Annotated in this window: 21 protein-coding genes; 11 read left to right on the top strand and 10 right to left on the bottom strand. The window is 68.6% G+C overall.

All coding sequences use genetic code 11. The features are described from left to right. Positions 1-46: 46 nt before the first annotated feature. Positions 47-1003, bottom strand: a complete 957-nt coding sequence (gene dapD / locus SK854_RS39355; protein ID WP_319980230.1) for a 2,3,4,5-tetrahydropyridine-2,6-dicarboxylate N-succinyltransferase — start codon at positions 1001-1003, stop codon at positions 47-49. 24 nt (positions 1004-1027) lie between these two features. Beyond that, positions 1028-1441, bottom strand: coding sequence for a hypothetical protein (locus tag SK854_RS39350; RefSeq protein ID WP_319980229.1), 414 nt, complete (start codon positions 1439-1441; stop codon positions 1028-1030). Between the two features lie 59 nt (positions 1442-1500). Here SK854_RS39350 and dapE point away from each other — a divergent pair, with 59 nt between their 5' ends. Genes dapE through SK854_RS39335 form a run of 3 tightly spaced genes read left to right on the top strand, consistent with a single transcriptional unit; the run spans position 1501 to position 3901 of the window. Then, entirely contained in the window at positions 1501-2568 is a 1068-nt protein-coding gene (gene dapE, locus SK854_RS39345; protein WP_319980228.1) for a succinyl-diaminopimelate desuccinylase, read from the top strand. Between the two features lie 17 nt (positions 2569-2585). Continuing rightward, on the top strand, positions 2586-3368 hold the full coding sequence (locus SK854_RS39340) for an LOG family protein (protein WP_319980227.1): 783 nt from the start codon (positions 2586-2588) through the stop codon (positions 3366-3368). Next, complete coding sequence (locus SK854_RS39335) at positions 3368-3901, top strand: LOG family protein (protein ID WP_319980226.1); 534 nt, start codon at positions 3368-3370, stop codon at positions 3899-3901. The genes SK854_RS39340 and SK854_RS39335 overlap by 1 nt, the downstream gene beginning before the upstream one ends. Here the strand turns inward: SK854_RS39335 and SK854_RS39330 are convergent. Together SK854_RS39330 and SK854_RS39325 are read right to left on the bottom strand one after the other, a co-directional pair. Further along, on the bottom strand, positions 3872-4924 hold the full coding sequence (locus SK854_RS39330; protein ID WP_319980225.1) for a winged helix DNA-binding domain-containing protein: 1053 nt from the start codon (positions 4922-4924) through the stop codon (positions 3872-3874). The two genes, SK854_RS39335 and SK854_RS39330, sit on opposite strands and share 30 nt — an antisense overlap. A gap of 10 nt (positions 4925-4934) precedes the next feature. Beyond that, a complete protein-coding gene (locus SK854_RS39325) occupies positions 4935-6410 on the bottom strand; it encodes a CocE/NonD family hydrolase (RefSeq protein WP_319980224.1) in 1476 nt (491 codons plus the stop codon). 139 nt (positions 6411-6549) lie between these two features. Here SK854_RS39325 and SK854_RS39320 point away from each other — a divergent pair, with 139 nt between their 5' ends. Next, positions 6550-6888 carry a hypothetical protein gene (locus SK854_RS39320; RefSeq protein ID WP_319980223.1) on the top strand — a complete coding sequence of 113 codons (339 nt, stop codon included), beginning with the start codon at positions 6550-6552 and terminating at the stop codon, positions 6886-6888. Beyond that, positions 6888-7799: a glucosyl-3-phosphoglycerate synthase gene (locus SK854_RS39315; protein WP_319980222.1), complete on the top strand. Its 912-nt coding sequence runs from the start codon at positions 6888-6890 to the stop codon at positions 7797-7799. Before SK854_RS39320 ends, SK854_RS39315 begins: the two co-directional genes overlap by 1 nt. Here SK854_RS39315 and SK854_RS39310 read toward each other — a convergent pair. Genes SK854_RS39310 through SK854_RS39295 form a run of 4 tightly spaced genes read right to left on the bottom strand, consistent with a single transcriptional unit; the run spans position 7731 to position 12131 of the window. Next, positions 7731-9032 carry an amino acid ABC transporter ATP-binding/permease protein gene (locus SK854_RS39310; RefSeq protein WP_319980221.1) on the bottom strand — a complete coding sequence of 434 codons (1302 nt, stop codon included), beginning with the start codon at positions 9030-9032 and terminating at the stop codon, positions 7731-7733. The genes SK854_RS39315 and SK854_RS39310 overlap by 69 nt on opposite strands. After that, complete coding sequence (locus tag SK854_RS39305; RefSeq protein ID WP_319980220.1) at positions 9029-10378, bottom strand: ABC transporter ATP-binding protein/permease; 1350 nt, start codon at positions 10376-10378, stop codon at positions 9029-9031. Before SK854_RS39305 ends, SK854_RS39310 begins: the two co-directional genes overlap by 4 nt. Further along, a complete protein-coding gene (locus SK854_RS39300) occupies positions 10348-10971 on the bottom strand; it encodes a cytochrome d ubiquinol oxidase subunit II (RefSeq protein ID WP_319980219.1) in 624 nt (207 codons plus the stop codon). Before SK854_RS39300 ends, SK854_RS39305 begins: the two co-directional genes overlap by 31 nt. Next, entirely contained in the window at positions 10971-12131 is a 1161-nt protein-coding gene (locus SK854_RS39295) for a cytochrome ubiquinol oxidase subunit I (protein WP_319980218.1), read from the bottom strand. Before SK854_RS39295 ends, SK854_RS39300 begins: the two co-directional genes overlap by 1 nt. 131 nt (positions 12132-12262) lie before the next feature. Here SK854_RS39295 and SK854_RS39290 point away from each other — a divergent pair, with 131 nt between their 5' ends. Genes SK854_RS39290 through SK854_RS39270 form a run of 5 tightly spaced genes read left to right on the top strand, consistent with a single transcriptional unit; the run spans position 12263 to position 14504 of the window. Further along, a complete protein-coding gene (locus SK854_RS39290; protein ID WP_319980217.1) occupies positions 12263-12601 on the top strand; it encodes a PadR family transcriptional regulator in 339 nt (112 codons plus the stop codon). Continuing rightward, a complete protein-coding gene (locus SK854_RS39285; protein WP_319980216.1) occupies positions 12586-13263 on the top strand; it encodes a permease prefix domain 1-containing protein in 678 nt (225 codons plus the stop codon). Before SK854_RS39290 ends, SK854_RS39285 begins: the two co-directional genes overlap by 16 nt. Next, positions 13260-13577, top strand: coding sequence for a DivIVA domain-containing protein (locus SK854_RS39280; protein WP_319980215.1), 318 nt, complete (start codon positions 13260-13262; stop codon positions 13575-13577). The genes SK854_RS39285 and SK854_RS39280 overlap by 4 nt, the downstream gene beginning before the upstream one ends. Then, positions 13561-13962: an SRPBCC family protein gene (locus SK854_RS39275; RefSeq protein WP_406601881.1), complete on the top strand. Its 402-nt coding sequence runs from the start codon at positions 13561-13563 to the stop codon at positions 13960-13962. Before SK854_RS39280 ends, SK854_RS39275 begins: the two co-directional genes overlap by 17 nt. Beyond that, positions 13962-14504, top strand: coding sequence for a DNA-3-methyladenine glycosylase I (locus SK854_RS39270; protein WP_319980374.1), 543 nt, complete (start codon positions 13962-13964; stop codon positions 14502-14504). The genes SK854_RS39275 and SK854_RS39270 overlap by 1 nt, the downstream gene beginning before the upstream one ends. Here SK854_RS39270 and SK854_RS39265 read toward each other — a convergent pair. Continuing rightward, positions 14491-15276 (bottom strand): enoyl-CoA hydratase-related protein, encoded by a 786-nt coding sequence (locus SK854_RS39265; RefSeq protein ID WP_319980214.1) that lies wholly within the window; start codon positions 15274-15276, stop codon positions 14491-14493. The two genes, SK854_RS39270 and SK854_RS39265, sit on opposite strands and share 14 nt — an antisense overlap. Before the next feature lie 10 nt (positions 15277-15286). After that, the gene (locus SK854_RS39260) at positions 15287-16084 is read right to left on the bottom strand and encodes a PaaX family transcriptional regulator (protein ID WP_319980213.1); all 798 of its coding nucleotides are present in this window, start codon (positions 16082-16084) and stop codon (positions 15287-15289) included. Positions 16085-16293: 209 nt separating this feature from the next. Here SK854_RS39260 and SK854_RS39255 point away from each other — a divergent pair, with 209 nt between their 5' ends. Continuing rightward, positions 16294-16461 (top strand): DUF3117 domain-containing protein, encoded by a 168-nt coding sequence (locus SK854_RS39255; RefSeq protein ID WP_065914675.1) that lies wholly within the window; start codon positions 16294-16296, stop codon positions 16459-16461. Positions 16462-16495 lie beyond the last annotated feature (34 nt).

The raw sequence follows: 16495 nt of genomic DNA, 5'->3' as shown, positions 1-16495 counted from the left end.
CAGTCTGCCTTCGCAGACCGGGCCCCAGACACCGAGTTTCGCGTCCTCAGTCGTTGGCGTGCAACGCGGCGTTCAGTTCGACGCCGGTGCCCTTCCGGGGCTTCACCTTCACCGTGCCGGTCACCGAGTCCCGGATGAACAGCAGGTTCGATTGTCCGCTCAAAGTGACCGCCTTGACGACCTCGCCGTCCGGCAGCGTCACCTTCGTGCCCGCGGTGATGTAGAGGCCCGCCTCGATCACGCAGTCGTCGCCGAGCGAGATGCCCAGACCGGCGTTCGCGCCGAGCAGGCAGCGCTCGCCGATGCTGATGACCTGCTTGCCGCCGCCGGACAGGGTGCCCATGATCGACGCGCCGCCGCCGACGTCCGAGCCGTCGCCGACCACGACGCCGCCGGAGATGCGGCCCTCGACCATCGAGCTGCCGAGCGTGCCCGCGTTGAAGTTCACGAAGCCCTCGTGCATGACCGTGGTGCCGGACGCGAGGTGGGCGCCGAGCCGGACCCGGTCCGCGTCGCCGATGCGGACACCGGACGGGAGGACGTAGTCGACCATGCGCGGGAACTTGTCGACGCTGAGGACCGTCACCGGGCCACGCAGGCGCAGGCGGGTGCGGGTCTGCTCGAAGCCGTCGACCGCGCACGGGCCGTGGTTCGTCCACACGACGTTCGTCAGCAGGCCGAACATGCCGTCGAGGTTCGCGCCATGCGGCTTGATCAGGCGGTGGCTGAGCAGGTGCAGGCGCAGCCAGATGTCGTAGGTGTTCTCCGGGGCGGCTTCCAGGTCGATGACGACCTTGACGCCGACGACCTCGACACCGCGTTCCAGGTCCTCGCCGAGCAGCTTCGCGGCGGCCTCGCCGAGCGCTTCCGCGATCTCGGCGGACGACACGCGGACGGTGCCGAGTTCCGCCGTGTCGCCGAGGGCGGGGGACGGGTACCAGGTGTCGAGGACGGTGCCGTCCGGGGTCACAGTGGCCAGGCCGATGCCGTATGCGGTGCTCACGGCTACCGAGCTTAGTCCGATGGTTCAGTCGGGCACTTCCGCCGAGAAGTACAGCGAGCCCAGGTCGCCCCTGGTCGCGATGAGGGCCTCGTTGCACTTCGACTGCCGTGCGTCGGTGCTGGACACGTTGTCGACGCGCACCTCACCGCACCGGTGCGCCTCGAAGTCGCCGATCGCGGTCATCAGGCGGGGCAGCACCTCGCTGACGTCCTGCTGGACGTGCTTGCCGTGCAACGAGGTGTCCAGCCGCCGGGTCATGGTGCCGACCTCGCCGACCCACCCGGCGCAGTCGGCCGGGGTGAAGCTGTGCTGCGAGCCGCACGGCGCGGTGAACAGCGCCCGGATCTCGCCGCACTGCCGGTCGCACGCGGCAGGGGCCTCGCCGCAGCCGGTCGCCAGGAGCAGCAGGGAGATGACCAGGAGTGTGCGCTTGATCACGCAGAGCACGGTATCGACTGAACGGCCTAGCGCCCAAGTCGCCTGGGTAGGGTGACCGCGTGTCCGACACCCTTGATCTGTTCGCCGACCCGATCGACCTGACGACCTCGCTGGTGGATGTGCGCAGCGTGTCCGGGGAGGAGGCGGAGATCGCGGACCTCGTGGAGCGGTCGCTGCGGCTCCACGCGCCCCACCTGGAGATCACCCGATCAGGGAACGCGGTGCTGGCCCGCACGAACGCCGGCAAGGACCGTCGCGTGGTGCTCGCCGGGCACCTGGACACCGTGCCGATCAACCAGAACTTCCCGAGCCGCCGCGAGGGCGAGATCCTGCACGGCTGCGGCACCGTCGACATGAAGGGCGGCGACGCGGTCATGCTCGCGATCGCGGCCCTGAGCGAGAACGCGCGCCACGACCTCACGTTCGTCTTCTACGACTGCGAGGAGATCGAGGCCGAGCGCAACGGGCTCACCAGGATCGAGCGCGAGCAGAAGGACTGGCTGCTGGGCGACCTCGCGATCGTGTGCGAGCCGTCCAACGGCACGGTCGAGGCGGGCTGCCAGGGCACGATGCGCATCGAGATCAGGACCACCGGCAAGCGCGCCCACACCGCCAGGGCATGGATGGGTCGCAACGCCATCCACGGCCTCGGCGAGGCGCTGCGCAGGCTGGAGGCGTACGTGCCGCGTCAGCCCGAGATCGACGGCTGCCACTTCCACGAGGGCCTGCAGGCCGTGAAGATCAGCGGCGGAGTCGCGGGCAACGTCGTGCCGGACGAGGCCGTGCTCACGGTCAACCACCGGTTCGCGCCGGACCGCACGGTGGAGCAGGCCGAACAGCACCTGCGCGAGGTCTTCGAGGGCTTCGACGTCACCGTCACGGACCGCGCGGCCGGCGCGCTGCCGGGTCTGCACGCCCCTGCGGCTCTGGAACTCGTCCAGGCCGCCGGTGGCACGCCGGTCGCCAAGCTCGGCTGGACCGACGTGGCGCGGTTCGCGGCGCTGGGCATGCCCGCGGTCAACTTCGGGCCGGGCGATCCGACGCTCGCGCACACCCAGGAGGAGAACGTGCCGGTCCAGCAGATCACCGGTTGTTTCGCCGTGCTTAAGCGTTTTTTGCTGGACTGATCACTAGAATCTCAGTGATGACGGAAGAGAAGAAGAACGGCGCCGTCGACGAGCGCCCATCGGAGAAGCGTCGCGGTCCCGTGGTGGAGCGGCGTGATCGCAAGGACGACCAGACCACCACCACCGACCAGCGGTTGCTGGACTCCCGCGGCCCGTCGGACTGGGTCCACACCGACCCGTGGCGGGTGCTGCGCATCCAGGCCGAGTTCGTCGAGGGTTTCGGCGCGCTGGCCGAGGTGCCGAGCGCGGTGACGGTCTTCGGATCGGCGCGCACCGGCCGTGACCACCCGGAGTACCAGACCGGGCGTGAGCTGGGCGCGGCACTGGCGGAGGCCGGGTTCGCGGCGATCACCGGCGGTGGTCCCGGTGCCATGGAGGCGGTCAACCGCGGTTGTTCGGAGGCCGGTGGCTTCTCGATCGGCCTGGGCATCGAGCTTCCGTTCGAGCAGGGCCTCAACCCGTGGGTCGACCTCGGCGTGAACTTCCGCTACTTCTTCGTGCGCAAGACGATGTTCATCAAGTACTCGCAGGCGTTCATCTGCCTGCCGGGTGGTTTCGGCACGCTCGACGAGCTGTTCGAGGCGCTGACCCTGGTGCAGACGAAGAAGGTCACGAAGTTCCCGGTCGTCCTGTTCGGAACCGAGTACTGGCAGGGTCTTTACGACTGGATCCAGAACTCGGTGCTGCCCGGTGGCAAGGTCGGCGAGAAGGACCTCGCGCTGCTGCACCTCACCGATGACATCGACGACGCGGTGCGCGTGGTCAAGGACGCGCACAAGGCATGGGCGGACTCACACTGATGTATGTCGCTGTCTACTGCGGAAGTCTCGCGACCGTTCCGCAGAGCTACATCGACCTCGCCGCCGAGGTGGGGCGCCAGATCGCGGCACGCGGCTGGCACCTCGTCTGGGGCGGCGGGCAGACGTCGATGATGGGCGCGGTGGCGCGCGAAGCCCGTGCGGGCGGCTCGCACACCTACGGCGTGATCCCGAAGGGCCTGGCCACCAGGGAGATCGCCGACCGCGAGTCGACCGAGCTGCACGTGGTCGACACCATGCGCGAGCGCAAGAAGATGATGGACGACAAGGCGGACGCGTTCCTGACGCTGCCGGGTGGTATCGGCACCGCCGAGGAGTTCTTCGAGGTGTGGACCGCCGGTGTGCTGGGCATGCACGGCAAGCCCGTCGTGCTGCTCGACGTCGACAACCACTACAAGGGACTCGTGGAGTGGCTGACGGAGTTGCGGGACAAGGGTTTCGTCTCGCACGCCGCGTTGCAGTCGCTGATCGTCACGGACGACGTGTCAGTCGCTCTTGACGCTTGCGTCGTCTAGTCCCTTGGCCTGAGCCAGGATCTGGGTCTCCGGCAGGAGATCCGGCAGCGGCCGGTACGGCGTCGCCGTCACCTCGAACCGCTTGCCGGACACCACCCTGCCCTGCCAGGAGCCCGCGATCTCCCCGTCCACCAGCACGGCGCCACGCCGGCCCAGGACGCGGAAGATGTCCTTCTGCGCGGCCTTGTCCGGCAGCAGCAGGTCGCGGTCACGGGCCTGCAGGTACGGGTCGGTCGGCGGCAGCAGGCGGACCTCCGGCGGTTCGGCGTCGGCGATCTCCAGCTCCTCCGGCAGCCACGCCTTCTCGCCCTCGACGGTCACCTCGACCAGGCCGTCCTTCGGCCACCGCTTCTTGACCTCGCGCGTCGACGTGCCGAAGTAACCGGCCACTTCGGACGGTCCGGCGGGTCCGTGCAGCGTCAGGTACCGGTGCACCAGCTCGTCGAAGCCCGCGGTCTTGCGCGGGACGCCCGGCCAGCCGTGGATGCGTTCGAACGTCACGGTCTTCTCCTCCGGGACGATCCGGAGACCCGCGGGCAGTGCGCCGAGGCGGAAGATCGGGTCGCTGACGTGCTCGGTCTGGCAGCCCCGGCACGGCTCGATCGTCTGCTGGGGAGCCAACGGGGTCAGGGCCTTGCTCACCTCGCCCTTGGTCATCGGCTTCGTCACGATCGACCTCATCGCGGTGGCGATGTGCCGCAACGCCGCCACCATGTCGTCCACCTTCGGACGTGAGGCGCGAGCGCGGGCGTCGGCGTCGCTCCACGGCCACAGCGCGCGGGCGAACGCCTTCAGCTCACCGTCCCGATGCAGGTGAGGAGCGCCGCGGACGGACCAGATCAGGGTGAAGTCGTCGGTCGAGGGTGCGGTGAGACGGGCGGCGAGACTGAGCAGGGCCGAGCCGGAGGTGTTGTCCTGGATGCCCAGTGACAGCACCGCCAGCTCGGCCGCGTCAGAGATCCGCCGGTCCAGTTCGTGCTGATGGATCCGGTGGAGGAGCACCTGCTGCCGGGTGAGGTCCACCCGGACATTCTTACGCCTTCGGAACCGTGAGGCTCGACGGTCCGAAGGTGACGGTTGAGCCGCGAGTTGATTCCGTCAGATAACGCGGGTCCACCGTGTCGATCACGAGCGCCAGCCGGTTGCCCGCGCCGACGTTCCACACCGTGGGTTCCAGCTCCACGTCGAGCGTCTGCGTGCGCCCGGCGCCGGTCACCTTGACCGGCTTGTGCGTGATCAGCGCGCCGAGCCCGAGCGGCCCCACCTCGTACAGGTACGCGAACAACGTCGTCGTCTCCGCACTCGGTGTGACCTGGAGCTTGAGCTTCGGCGTGCCGGCCACGGTCGCCCCGCGGGGATACGAGGGCCCGCCCCACACGCCCGCGACGTTGCGGTCGACGAACGGCAGCGACACCCCGGTCGGGATGTTCAGGAACCCTTGCAGCGCACCGGAGAGCAGGATCGTGCCGCTGTCGGCCACCGTGCCCCAGCCCGCGGCGATCCGCTTGCCGTCGAGCTGCACGGTGTCCACGTTGCCGTTCGGCCAGGCGCCGAACGACTTCCACGCGCCACCGTTGTTGGGCTTGAGCTGCACCGGCTGCTCGGCGTCGATGCCGTTGGCCGCGCCCTTGACGTAGCGGTCGAACCAGCGGCCGACCGACTCCCAGATCTCGTTGGGCAGCCCCGCCGCGCCGAACAGTTCGGCGGTGGCGTGGTCACCCGGCGAGAGCATGAGCCGCTTCGGGCCGGTCAGCTTGCCGTAGAAGTCCGTGATCTGGCCTGGAGCGAAGATGCCGTCGTTCCAGGCGTTGCCCAGCATCACCGCCGTGCCGTTGGCGTTGATCTGCGCGATCTTCTCCGCGGCCGACCGTTCCGCGGAGATCGGCACGACCTCCCAGAACCGGCCGTCGCGGTAGGCGTCCTCGGCTTCGACGAGAACGGGGCCCGGCCTCCCGGTGGCCTTGCCCGCCGCGAGCAGGACCTCGACGGCCTGCTTGTTGACCGTGTTGTTGGGGTAGAGCGAGCGGGCCAGGTCGGTCCACGTGCTCAGCGCCGCCGCGGCCTTGATGCGCTTGTCGTTCGCCGCGGCCAGCAGGGACTGCCCGGCACCGTAGGAGATCCCGGCCGCGCCGACCTTGGTGCCGTCGGCGTGCGCGTTGGCGATGGCCCAGTCGATGACCTTGCTGACGTCCCCGACGGTGTCCGGGCCGGCGACGTCGATCTGGCCGCCCGAGTCCCAGAAGCCGCGGCTGGTGTAGCTCACCACGACGTACCCGGACTCCTTGGCGAGCTTGGCCGCCGCGCCGACGTACTCGATGTTGGGAACCGCCCAGCTGGACGGCATGACGAGCAACGGGAAGGGGCCGTTGCCCAGTCCGGTCGGCTCGACGACGAGGGCCTTCAGCGTGGTGCCGCCGACGCCGGGGATCGACCGGTACGAGATCTGGTGTCCAGGGGCCGCCGTGGCGGCAACGGGAGCACCGAGCAGGGTGGAGAGGAGTACCAGCACTAAAACAAGTGATCGTCGCACTCTGGTCCTCCTTGACCATGACGTAGATCACACAGGGTTTGTTACTGCGGAGTAAACCAGGTGGCTACTCGTGAGTAGCAAGAAGCTGTGAGCCAGCTCACTGTCTACGCTGGGTGGTGTGAACCGATTCCGCGTCACTGAGCTGCCGAAAGACCGGGTGCTGGTCGTTGCGCATCTGACCAGCGCGGATGCCCTGGCGCAGGCGGTCGGGGACGGCGCCGACGTCGTCGAGTTCGACGGCGATCTGGAACTGCCGTCACTGCGCGAAACGTTGGATGTGGTGACGATCCCAGCGGGGGACGAGGACTTCACGCTCGCGGCTGCCACAGTGGCTGCGATGTCCGGAGCACGCGCGGTTCGTGCTTCCGACGTACGGCAGGCGAGGAAGGTCGTGGAGATGGTCGCGAGCGTGACGGGCACCCGTCCGCCGGTCCGGGCGATGCGAGCGCTCGCCTGATGCTGCCCTCCGTCGAAGCCTGGTTCGCCTCGCACACCTGGCAGCAGCCGACCTGGACGCCGGACGAACTGGTCGCGTTGAAGCGCGGCCGGACGGTGTCGGTGGTGCTGCCCGCGCTGAACGAGGAGGAGACCGTCGGGGACGTGGTCTCCGTGGTCAAGCCGCTGCTCGGGACCTTGGTCGACGAGTTGGTGGTGATGGACTCCGGGTCGACCGACCGGACCGTGGAGGTCGCTTCCGCCGCCGGGGCACGGGTCGTGCTGCGCGAGGACGTGGTGCCCTGGTTGGAGCCGTTGCCCGGCAAGGGAGAGGTGCTGTGGCGGTCGCTGGCCGCGACCACCGGGGACCTGATCGTCTTCCTGGACTCCGACCTGGTGGATCCGGAGACCGCGTTCGTCACGGCGTTGCTGGGTCCGCTGCTGGTGGACCCCGGCGTGCACCTGGTGAAGGGGTTCTACCGGCGGCCGTTGCGGCTGGAGAGCAGCGGCGGCGGACGGGTCACCGAACTGGTGGCGCGGCCGTTGCTGAACACGTTGCGACCGGAGCTTTCCGGTGTGGTCCAGCCGCTCGGTGGTGAGTACGCGGCCACCCGGTCCTTTTTGGAGTCGGTGCCCTTCGCGGCCGGGTACGGCGTGGAGATCGGGTTGTTGCTCGACGTGCACCGGGTGCACGGGCTTTCCGCGCTGGCACAGGTGAATCTGGGCGTCCGGAAGCACCGGAACCGGTCGTTGTTGCAGCTCGGCGCGATGTCGTCGCAGATCATGGGCACGGCGCTGGCCCGGTGCGGTGTCGTCGCGGACTCCGGGCCGTTGACGCAGTTCGTGCAGGTCGGCGGCGAGTGGCTACCCGACTCGACCGACGTGCTCGTGGCTGATCGGCCCCCGATGACGCACGTGATCGAAAAGGGCTAGCTGCTCGGTCCGGTGGGTGACGACCAGGGCCGTTCCCCGGCAGTGGTCCAGGATCCTGCCGAGCACGCGATCCGCCTGTTCGGGGTCGAGGCCTTCCGTCGGCTCGTCCATGAGCAGGACTTCCGGGTTGGCCAGCACTGATCTCGTGAGGATCAGGCGTTGCCGTTGACCGCCGGAGATCTCCTCGCCGCGTTCGCCGACGACCTGGTCCCAGTCGAGGTCCAGCTCGGCGATCCCGGCCGCGCGGTCGAGTTCTTCCTGGGTGGCATCGGGTTTGGCCAGCAGGACGTTGGTGCGGACCGTGGTGTGGAAGACGTGCGCGTCGGCCAACGCGCCTTTGCTCGGTTCGAGGCGGTGGGCGATGGCGTTGAGCAACGTGGTCTTGCCCGCGCCGCTCGGACCGACTATCGCCGTTTTACCCTGCAGGTCAGGGGTTTCTGTCGGGTAGGCCGGTTCGGGTTCGTCGGTGGATTCCGGGCTGGGCTTGGTCAGCGCCGCGAGCGGGACGGTGATCTCGAACGTGGCGATGGCGGCCATGATCAGCCAGGCCGGCTCGTGCTGGGCGAGCATGAGCAGGGCCGCGCCGAACTGGACGGCGATGGCCAGTGGCGTCAGGTCGCGGGTGCGTTCCTCGCGGGACAGCTCTTTCGCGGTTCTGGTGGCGGCGCGAAGTTTCTCGTCGAACAGGCCGTAGGCGATCAGTTCTTCTTTGCTGTGGACCAGTTCGGTGGTTTGTTCGGTCAGCCTGGCGCGCAACGGAGTCAGGTCCCGAGGGGTGCGGATCGCGAGCCAGGGGAGCAGGGCCAGGTTGATCAGCAGACCGGCGATCAGGGGCAGCGAGAAGCCTGAAGCTGTTGCGACGACGGCGCCGACGAGAGCCGCGGTGATCCGCGGCAGGGTGGCGCGGAGCCTGGTGTCGAGTCGCTGGTCGACGTTCGTGACGATGCGGGTCAGCGCCGTGCCGGACGGGATGTGCCTGCGGTGCGCGAGGTCGTCGTAGACCTGGCCGCGCAGTTCGACGGCCTCACTGAGCACGGCCTTGTGGCTGGTCAGGCGTTCGAGGTAGCGCAGCGTGCCCTTGGCCAGCGCGAGCGTGCGGACCGCGACGATGGCCACGGTCAGCGTCTGCGTCGGCGGGTGCTCGGCGGCACGCATGATCAGCCACGTCGCCGTGGCGGTGAGGCCGACGCCGGCCAGTTCCGCGAGCGTTCCGACGAGGATTGCGAGCTTCACACCGTCACCACCCTGTTGACCTCGGTGAGCAATGTCGGGCGGTGCGCCACGATCACCGCCGTCCTGCCTTGCGTGAAGTCGCGCGTTGCCTTGAGCACCAGTGCTTCCGTCTCCGCGTCGAGGTGCGCGGTCGGTTCGTCCAGCAGGAACAACGCTGCCTGGCGCCGGTCCAGTGCGTTGGCCAGTGCTACCCGTTGCTGCTCGCCGGACGAGAGGTTCGCCGGGACGAGCGTGGGCCGTTGCGGCACCCATGACAGCGCTTCCAGCCACTTCTCGTGGTCGATGTCCTGGAGATCAACGCCGCCGACGAGCACTTGCCCTTCGTCGGGCCGCACGAAACCCAGCAGCAGCGCCAGAATCGTGCTCTTGCCCGCGCCGCTCGGGCCGACCAGTGCGATCCGTTCGCCCGGCTGGATGCGCAGTGAGAAGTTCCTGAGGCTGCGCACCGAGACGTTGTCGAACACGATCTCGGCCCGGGCGAGAGCCGGCGGTGCCTGGCCGGTGACTTCTTTTCGTGCAGGCACTTTGGCGAGCACCTCCCGGCCCTGAGCGCTGGCGTGGTACTGGGCTCCCGCGGCTCTGAGCGGTAGAAACGCTTCCGGGGCAAGGAATAGCACGAGGAGCGCGGTGTAGAGCGGCACTCCGCCGTCCAGCAACCTGAGCCCGACCGGCACGGCGACCATCGCCACCGACATCGTGGCGACCAGCTCCAGCACGAACGCCGACAGGAACGCGACGCGGAGCGCCGACATCGTCTCGGTCATGTGCCGCGCGGCCAGCTTGCGGACCGTCGCGGACTGCGCCTCGGCCCGCCCGAACGCCCGCAGCGTGCCGATTCCCTTGACCACGTCGAGGAAGTGCCCGCCGAGAGTGGCCAGAGCGTCCCATTGGCGGGCCGTGCGCTCACGGGTGTGCGCGCCGACCAGCGCACCGAAGATCGGGATCAACGGCAGCGTCACGAGGATCGTCAGCGCCGCGGTGAGGTCGGCGAACGCCAGCCTGATCACCACCGCGAGAGGCACGGCCACGGCCAGAACCTGTTGTGGCAGATACCCGACGACGTACGGCGTCACGTCGTGCACGCCCCTCGTGACCAGGGTGGCGACCTCGCCGGCCTTGGCACCGGGCGAGCGCAGAAAGGCTTCTCTCAAACGCGCGCGAGTCCGTTCGGCGGCCCGATGAGCCCACTCGCGGTGCACCCACCAGACCAGCACCCTTGCGCTGATGACCAGGCACAGCAGGAGAAGTCCCGTTCCGCCGCTCAATACCGACGCCAGGAGTTCTGCCTGGGCCAGCACCAGGAACGGGATCGGGATCAGCGCGAGGAGATGGCGACGATCGACCATTGCACCAACACCACCAGCGGAATGATCGGGATCGCGACCCACGCGAGCAGGCTCAGGGTGTCGTTGTGCGCCATGAGCCCGGTGACGTCGATCGAGCTGAACGCGAGCGGAATCGGCAGCGCGCACAGCAGCGCGGTGACCGGGAACAGCTTCCACTGCCGGGCCTGGAACACCCAGCCGTGCACCGCGAACAGCACCGGCATCACGAACGCGACCGGCCATGGCGCGTGCAGCAGATGCGCCAGGAACAACCCCCAGCCCACGGACACCATCAACGCGCCGGTGAACACCAGCCACCACCACAGCCTGAGTTGCACGGCCGCCATGAACAGCACCAAACCGGCCAGGACCAGCGTGAACGTGCTGTGCGCGCCGGAGAGCAGCTCGCCTTCGAGGCGCGGGAACGCCGCGAACAGCACTCCGATCGCGGCGACCAGCCACACCTCGTTGCCCAGGAAGAACGGATTGACGAGACGAGACGTCTCGTCTCGGTTCCGGAAGGGCAGCAGGAGCCCGGAGCCGTAGTCGAAGCCGGCCAGGGCGAAGTACCCGACGGTGAGAACACCGAGCACGGTCAACCAGAGAGCTTCCATCAGAGAGTCACCACCATCGGCGAGACAGGGGCGGGCGTCACGTCCGGACCGCGACGGACCGCACGTGCGATCAACGCCCAGTCGGTGACGGCCAGCACGACGAACAGAGACGTGAAGACGATGAGCGACAACAGGATCTGTGAAGCGTCCACATGCGACACCGCGTCCTCGGTCCGCAGCAGGCCGTAGATCAGCCACGGCTGCCGTCCGATCTCGCGGAACAGCCACCCGAAGATGGCCGCCACGAACGGCAGTGGAATGCCGATCACCATGAGGTACAACGGAAAGCGCAACCGGATCACGGCGTCCTTGATCAGCAACGGCAGCGTGAGCCAGCTGACCGTCGTCAGCGTCATCCCGATGATGATCATGAACCCGAGTGGCGCGCCGATCCACGGCGCCGCCTCTGTCTTGTCCGGCTGGTACTGCGCGATCACCGGGAACTGCGCGAACCCGGCGCCGATCAGCGACGGCGTGGCCAGCGCGGTCGTGACCACGCCCATCCGCAGCGACCGCCGGAAGAAGTCGACCTCGGGCGTACGCCGGATGAAGTGGTACGCCGAGACGCCGGTCATGAACACGCCGCCGACCGTGATGGACGCGAAGATCACGTGCATCAGCGCCGAGGTGAAGGTCGGGTTCGACAGCAATGCGCTGAAGTCGTCCAGCCGCAACACGTTCCCGTCGATCCGGTAGCCGACGGGGTGCTGCAGGAACCCGTTCGCCGCCATGATCCAGAACGCCGAGGCGAACGCGGTCAGCGCCGTCAGGTACAGCAGCGACAGGTGCACCCAGCGGTTCAGCCTGCCCCAGCCGAAGATCCACAGGCCGAGGAACGTCGACTCCAGGAAGAACGCGATCAGCGTCTCCATCGCGAGCGGCGCGCCGAACACGTCGCCGGCGTAGGTCGCGAGGCCTGACCAGTTCAGTCCGAACTGGAACTCCATCACGATGCCGGTGACGATCCCCAGCGCGTAGTTGATCACGTAGATCCGGCCCCAGAACCGCGTCATCCGCTCGTGCACGGGCGCTCCGGTGATCGTGAACCTCGTCTGCATGATCACCAGCAGGGTGACCAGACCCAGCGTGAGCAGCACGAACAGGAAGTGGAACGAGGTCGTCAGCGCGAACTGGAGGCGGGCGAGGTCTACTGCACTCATAGGTGGCGACGCTATGTGTAGCGCCGCTACTTATGAAGGCTCGAACGAGCATTTCAGGGGGATCTCAGGGCTGACCCTGAGCGGAGATTTCAGGGACCGCTTCCAGGGCTGGATCAGTAGACTCGCTACCCATGAAGCCCGACGCGCTCCGCGGCCACCTCGACGCGTTGCTGCTGGCGACGCTCGACGACAGGCAGCTGCACGGCTACGCGATCATCGAGGCGCTGCAACAGGGCAGCGGAGGGGCGCTGGACCTCCCGACGGGCACGGTCTACCCGGCGCTGCGCAGGCTGGAGCGGGCAGGGCACGTCGTCAGCGACTGGAGCACGGTCGGCGGACGCAAGCGCAGGACCTACAAGCTCACACAGGCGGGGAAGCGCGCCCTGAACGCCGAACGCACCGCGTGGCGCGAGTTCACGACGGTCATCGACGGGGTGCTGGGAGGTGACGGCAAGTGGGCACAGACGTGATCGAGCGCTACGTGACCGATCTCGGGACGCGGTTGCGGGGCTCGAAGAAGCAGGTCCGCGAGCTGCTCACGGAGACCCGAGACAGCCTCGCCGACGCCACCGAGGCGCACCTGGACCGCGGGCTCACCGAGCGGGAGGCGCAGAAGCGCGCGGTCGAGGAGTTCGGCCCGGTGCGCGAGATCGCGAACGAGTACCAGGCCGAGCTGGCCGTCGCGTACGGCACGCGCACGCTCGTCTGGCTGGCGATCGTGCTGCCGCTGATGCACATGGCGTGGGAGTACGGCCGGATGCTGCTCGTCGGGCCGTGGCAGGACTTCGGTGCGATGCCGCCCGCCTGGTACCTGTTCGTCGCCAAGGCCAACGACCTGACCAGCGGTATCGCGTCCGGGGTGGCGCTGGTGGCGTTGATCCTCGGCCGGGTCCTCGCTCGCAGGTACGACGCGAAACTGCTGGCCAGGCTCGGCGCGACCATCGCGATCGCGGCGGTCGGGGCGGTGCTGCTGGGCAACGTCTCGATCATCGTGGCCACCGCGCACCTCGACGTGTCGCGGCTCGTGCAGTCGTTGCCGATGAGCATCGCGAGCCTGATCACCTGGATCGTGATCGTTCGTCTCGGTCTGCTCGCTCGCCGCTGCCTGAGCTGTGCCACGATCGTCGCGTGACCAACGCCCTGATCTACCTGATCGTGATGATCGCCGTCGCGGCAGTGGTGTTCCTGCTCGCGGCGTTGGTGTTCGGGCGCGGCGAGGAGCTCGCGCCGCTGCCGCCCGGTGCGTCGCCCACGCGGCTGCCGTCCGGTGACATCACCGCGGAGGACGTCCGCGAGCTGAAGTTCCAGCAGGTGTTCCGCGGCTACAAGATGTCCGAGGTCGACTGGGCGTTGCAGCGGCTCTCGACCGAGGTCGAGACGCTGCGGGCGCGCGTCGCGGAGCTCGAGAACGCCGAGAACCTGGAGAGCAGTGAGCACGGAGCTTGAGCTGACCGTCCAGGTCGCGGCGCCGCCGGACACGATCTTCCGGGCCATGTCGGACTGGGAGCGCCAGTCCGAGTGGATCTTCGGCACCACCGTGAAGGTGGTCGCCGGTGACGGGAAGTCGGTCGGCAGCGAGATCGACGCCGTCACGCTGGGCGTCTCGGACCGCATGAGGATCACGCGCTGGGACCCGCCGCACGCCGTCGAGGTCCTCCATCTCGGCCGCGTCGTGCGCGGAACCGGTGTGTTCGCGGTGCGCGGCAGCCGTTTCGTGTGGTCGGAAAGCCTCGACGTGCCGTTCTTCTACCCGTTGGTGAAGCCGCTCTTCGTGCTGATGCTGCGACGGTCGTTGCGGCGGTTCGCCCGTTTCGCCGAGGAGTACCGGTGATCGTCCGCTGTCCCTGGGGCGACTCGACCCCGGACTACGCCGAGTACCACGACACCGAGTGGGGCGTGGAGCTGCACGGCACCCCTGAGCTGTACGAGCGGATGTCGTTGGAGGCGTTCCAGTCCGGCCTGTCGTGGATCACGATCCTGCGCAAGCGGGCGGCGTTCCGGGCGGCGTTCGGCGACTTCGACCCGCACCTGGTCGCGAAGTTCGGACCCGCCGACGTGGAACGGCTGATGGCCGACGCGGGCATCGTCCGGAACCGGCTGAAGATCGACGCCGCGATCCACAACGCCCGCGTGATCGTCTCGGAGGGCGTCGACCTGGACGCGCTGCTGTGGTCGTTCGCGCCCGCTCACCACGAGCGGCCGAAGACGATCTCGGACGTGCCGGCGATCACGGACGAGTCCAAGGCGATGGCCAAGGAACTGAAGAAGCGCGGCTTCAAGTTCCTCGGCCCCACCACGTGCTACGCGTTGATGCAGGCGACCGGCATGGTCGACGACCACATCGCTACGTGCTTCAGGGCTACTTCCCGCTGAACTTCGGGGCGCGCTTGTTCACGAAGGCGTCGACCGCCTCGCGGTGATCCGCGGTCGCGCCGCAGTCGGCCTGGGTGCGGCGCTCGGCTTCCAGCGCGTCCTCCAGGGTCCCGTCCGCCGCCGCGGCCAGCGCTTCCTTGATCTTCGCGTACGCCGTCGTCGGGCCCGCGGCGAGCTTCGCGGCCAGCAGGTGCGCGGTGGACAGCAGTTCCTCGTCCGGCACGACCTGGTTGACCATGCCGACCCGCAACGCCTCCTCTGCGCCGACGGGCTGCGCGAGCAGCATCATCTCCATCGCGCGGCCGTGGCCGATCAGCCGCGGCAACGTGTAGGACGCGCCGGAGTCCGCGGTCAGGCCGACGTTCGCGAAGGCCATCAGGAACTTCGCGGACTTGCCCGCGATGCGCAGGTCGGCGGCGTAGGCGAAGGACGCGCCCGCGCCCGCCGCGCTGCCGTTGACCGCGGCGATCACCGGCTTCGGCATGCCGATCAGCTCACGCACGATGGGGTTGTAGTGCTTCTCGACGGTGTGCAGCGGCGCCGGATCACCGGCCTGCAGCAGGCCGATGTGCTCCTTGAGGTCCTGCCCCGCGCAGAACGCCCTGCCCGCACCCGTGATCACCACCGCGCGCACCGACTCGTCCGCCGAGGCTTCACGCAGCGCGGCGAGGAACGACTCCTTCAGCGCGACGGTGAAGGCGTTGAACGACTCGGGGCGGTTGAACGTGAACGTGCGCACACCATCGGCGTCGTCGACGAGGAGCTCGGACACTGGACCTCCATCAAGCAGTGGAAACGTTGCGCACCGGCCGCAGGCACTCGTCGACGAACCGACTCGTGCCCGGCGCCAGCCGCAGCGTCTGTTCGTCGAAGAACGACGCTGCCGCGTGGCCCGGCCAGTCCGGTGGCAACAGTTCAGCAGGAAGACCGGGATCGCGGAACAGGAACTTCCGCCACGCGTGCAGCAGCTGCTGTGACGCCGCGAACGCCGCCGCGTCGTCCGTCTCGTCCACAACGGACACCTGCTCGTGCCAGTGCGCGACGAATCCGGCGTAGTCGCGGCCCAGCTCGGCCAGGTCCCAGGCCTTCGCGGCGAGCTCGGCGTCCCCACCGTCGTGTGAACCGTGAAAAGTTCGTGCGGGAACCTCTCCGGCGGCCAGCACGTCGGCCAGCTCCGGGGACGGCCGGGGAGCGATCCACGTCACAGGACCGAGCGCGCCGTAGCCGAGCAGTTGCAGTTCCGACGCCAGGTGATCGCGCGAGTCGCGGCCGGGGATCTCCTCCAGCACCACCACGTGCCAGCGACCGTCCCACGTGGACGGCCCGGTGCGGTAGATGCGGGCAGCGGCCTCGTCGAGCCGCCGTTCCCCGCGAGGTGTCATCGCGTATCCAGGCCCGTCAGGCAGCCGGGAGGGCTGCAACCAGCCCTGCCGGACCGTGCGGGACACGGCCGTGCGGACGGCCGGCGCGGCGAAACCCAGGGGCTCGAGCAGCCGGACGAGCGCGGCGATGGTGGCGGCGCCACCGCGTTCGCGAAGGTGGCCGCCGTAGACGTCGAAGAGCGCGGAACGGGCTCGCACCCGGCCCATCCTGTCACGACACGACCTGGTGTGCCGAAAGTGTTGCCTTGTCGTGAAAACAGGTGTTGATCAGGCACAAGTCAAGATCGACAAATGTCACCCGGACTCGCCAAAAGATCGGTTCGGTTTCGCCCCTGAGTCGCCATAGGGGAGAATGGAGCAGATCCGGCCTGGCCGGACGGGGAAGATGTTGACGGAGGGAGCACGCGATGGCGGCCATGAAGCCCCGGACCGGCGACGGTCCCCTCGAGGTCACCAAGGAGGGACGCGGCATCGTCATGCGCGTGCCGCTCGAGGGTGGTGGGCGCCTCGTCGTCGAGATGTCGGCGGACGAGGCCAGCGCCTTGGGCGACGCGCTGAAGGCCGCCGCCGGCTGAGGCCCTCGGTGAGAAGCACGTGAAGCCCCGGTTT

The sequence above is a fragment of the Lentzea sokolovensis genome (genome assembly GCF_033949975.1).
GTDB lineage: Bacteria > Actinomycetota > Actinomycetes > Mycobacteriales > Pseudonocardiaceae > Lentzea > Lentzea sokolovensis.
This window is presented reverse-complemented; position numbering and strand designations above follow the sequence as displayed.

What these genes read in the sequence shown, in the direction of transcription:
- SK854_RS39335 (WP_319980226.1), top strand. Translation starts at nt 3,368, where the DNA reads ATGTATGTCGCTGTCTACTGCGGAAGTCTCGCGACCGTTCCGCAGAGC.
- SK854_RS39290 (WP_319980217.1), top strand. Translation starts at nt 12,263, where the DNA reads ATGAAGCCCGACGCGCTCCGCGGCCACCTCGACGCGTTGCTGCTGGCG.
- SK854_RS39255 (WP_065914675.1), top strand. Translation starts at nt 16,294, where the DNA reads ATGGCGGCCATGAAGCCCCGGACCGGCGACGGTCCCCTCGAGGTCACC.
- SK854_RS39295 (WP_319980218.1), bottom strand. Translation starts at nt 12,131, where the DNA reads ATGAGTGCAGTAGACCTCGCCCGCCTCCAGTTCGCGCTGACGACCTCG.
- SK854_RS39305 (WP_319980220.1), bottom strand. Translation starts at nt 10,378, where the DNA reads ATGGTCGATCGTCGCCATCTCCTCGCGCTGATCCCGATCCCGTTCCTG.
- SK854_RS39315 (WP_319980222.1), top strand. Translation starts at nt 6,888, where the DNA reads ATGCTGCCCTCCGTCGAAGCCTGGTTCGCCTCGCACACCTGGCAGCAG.
- SK854_RS39340 (WP_319980227.1), top strand. Translation starts at nt 2,586, where the DNA reads ATGACGGAAGAGAAGAAGAACGGCGCCGTCGACGAGCGCCCATCGGAG.
- SK854_RS39300 (WP_319980219.1), bottom strand. Translation starts at nt 10,971, where the DNA reads ATGGAAGCTCTCTGGTTGACCGTGCTCGGTGTTCTCACCGTCGGGTAC.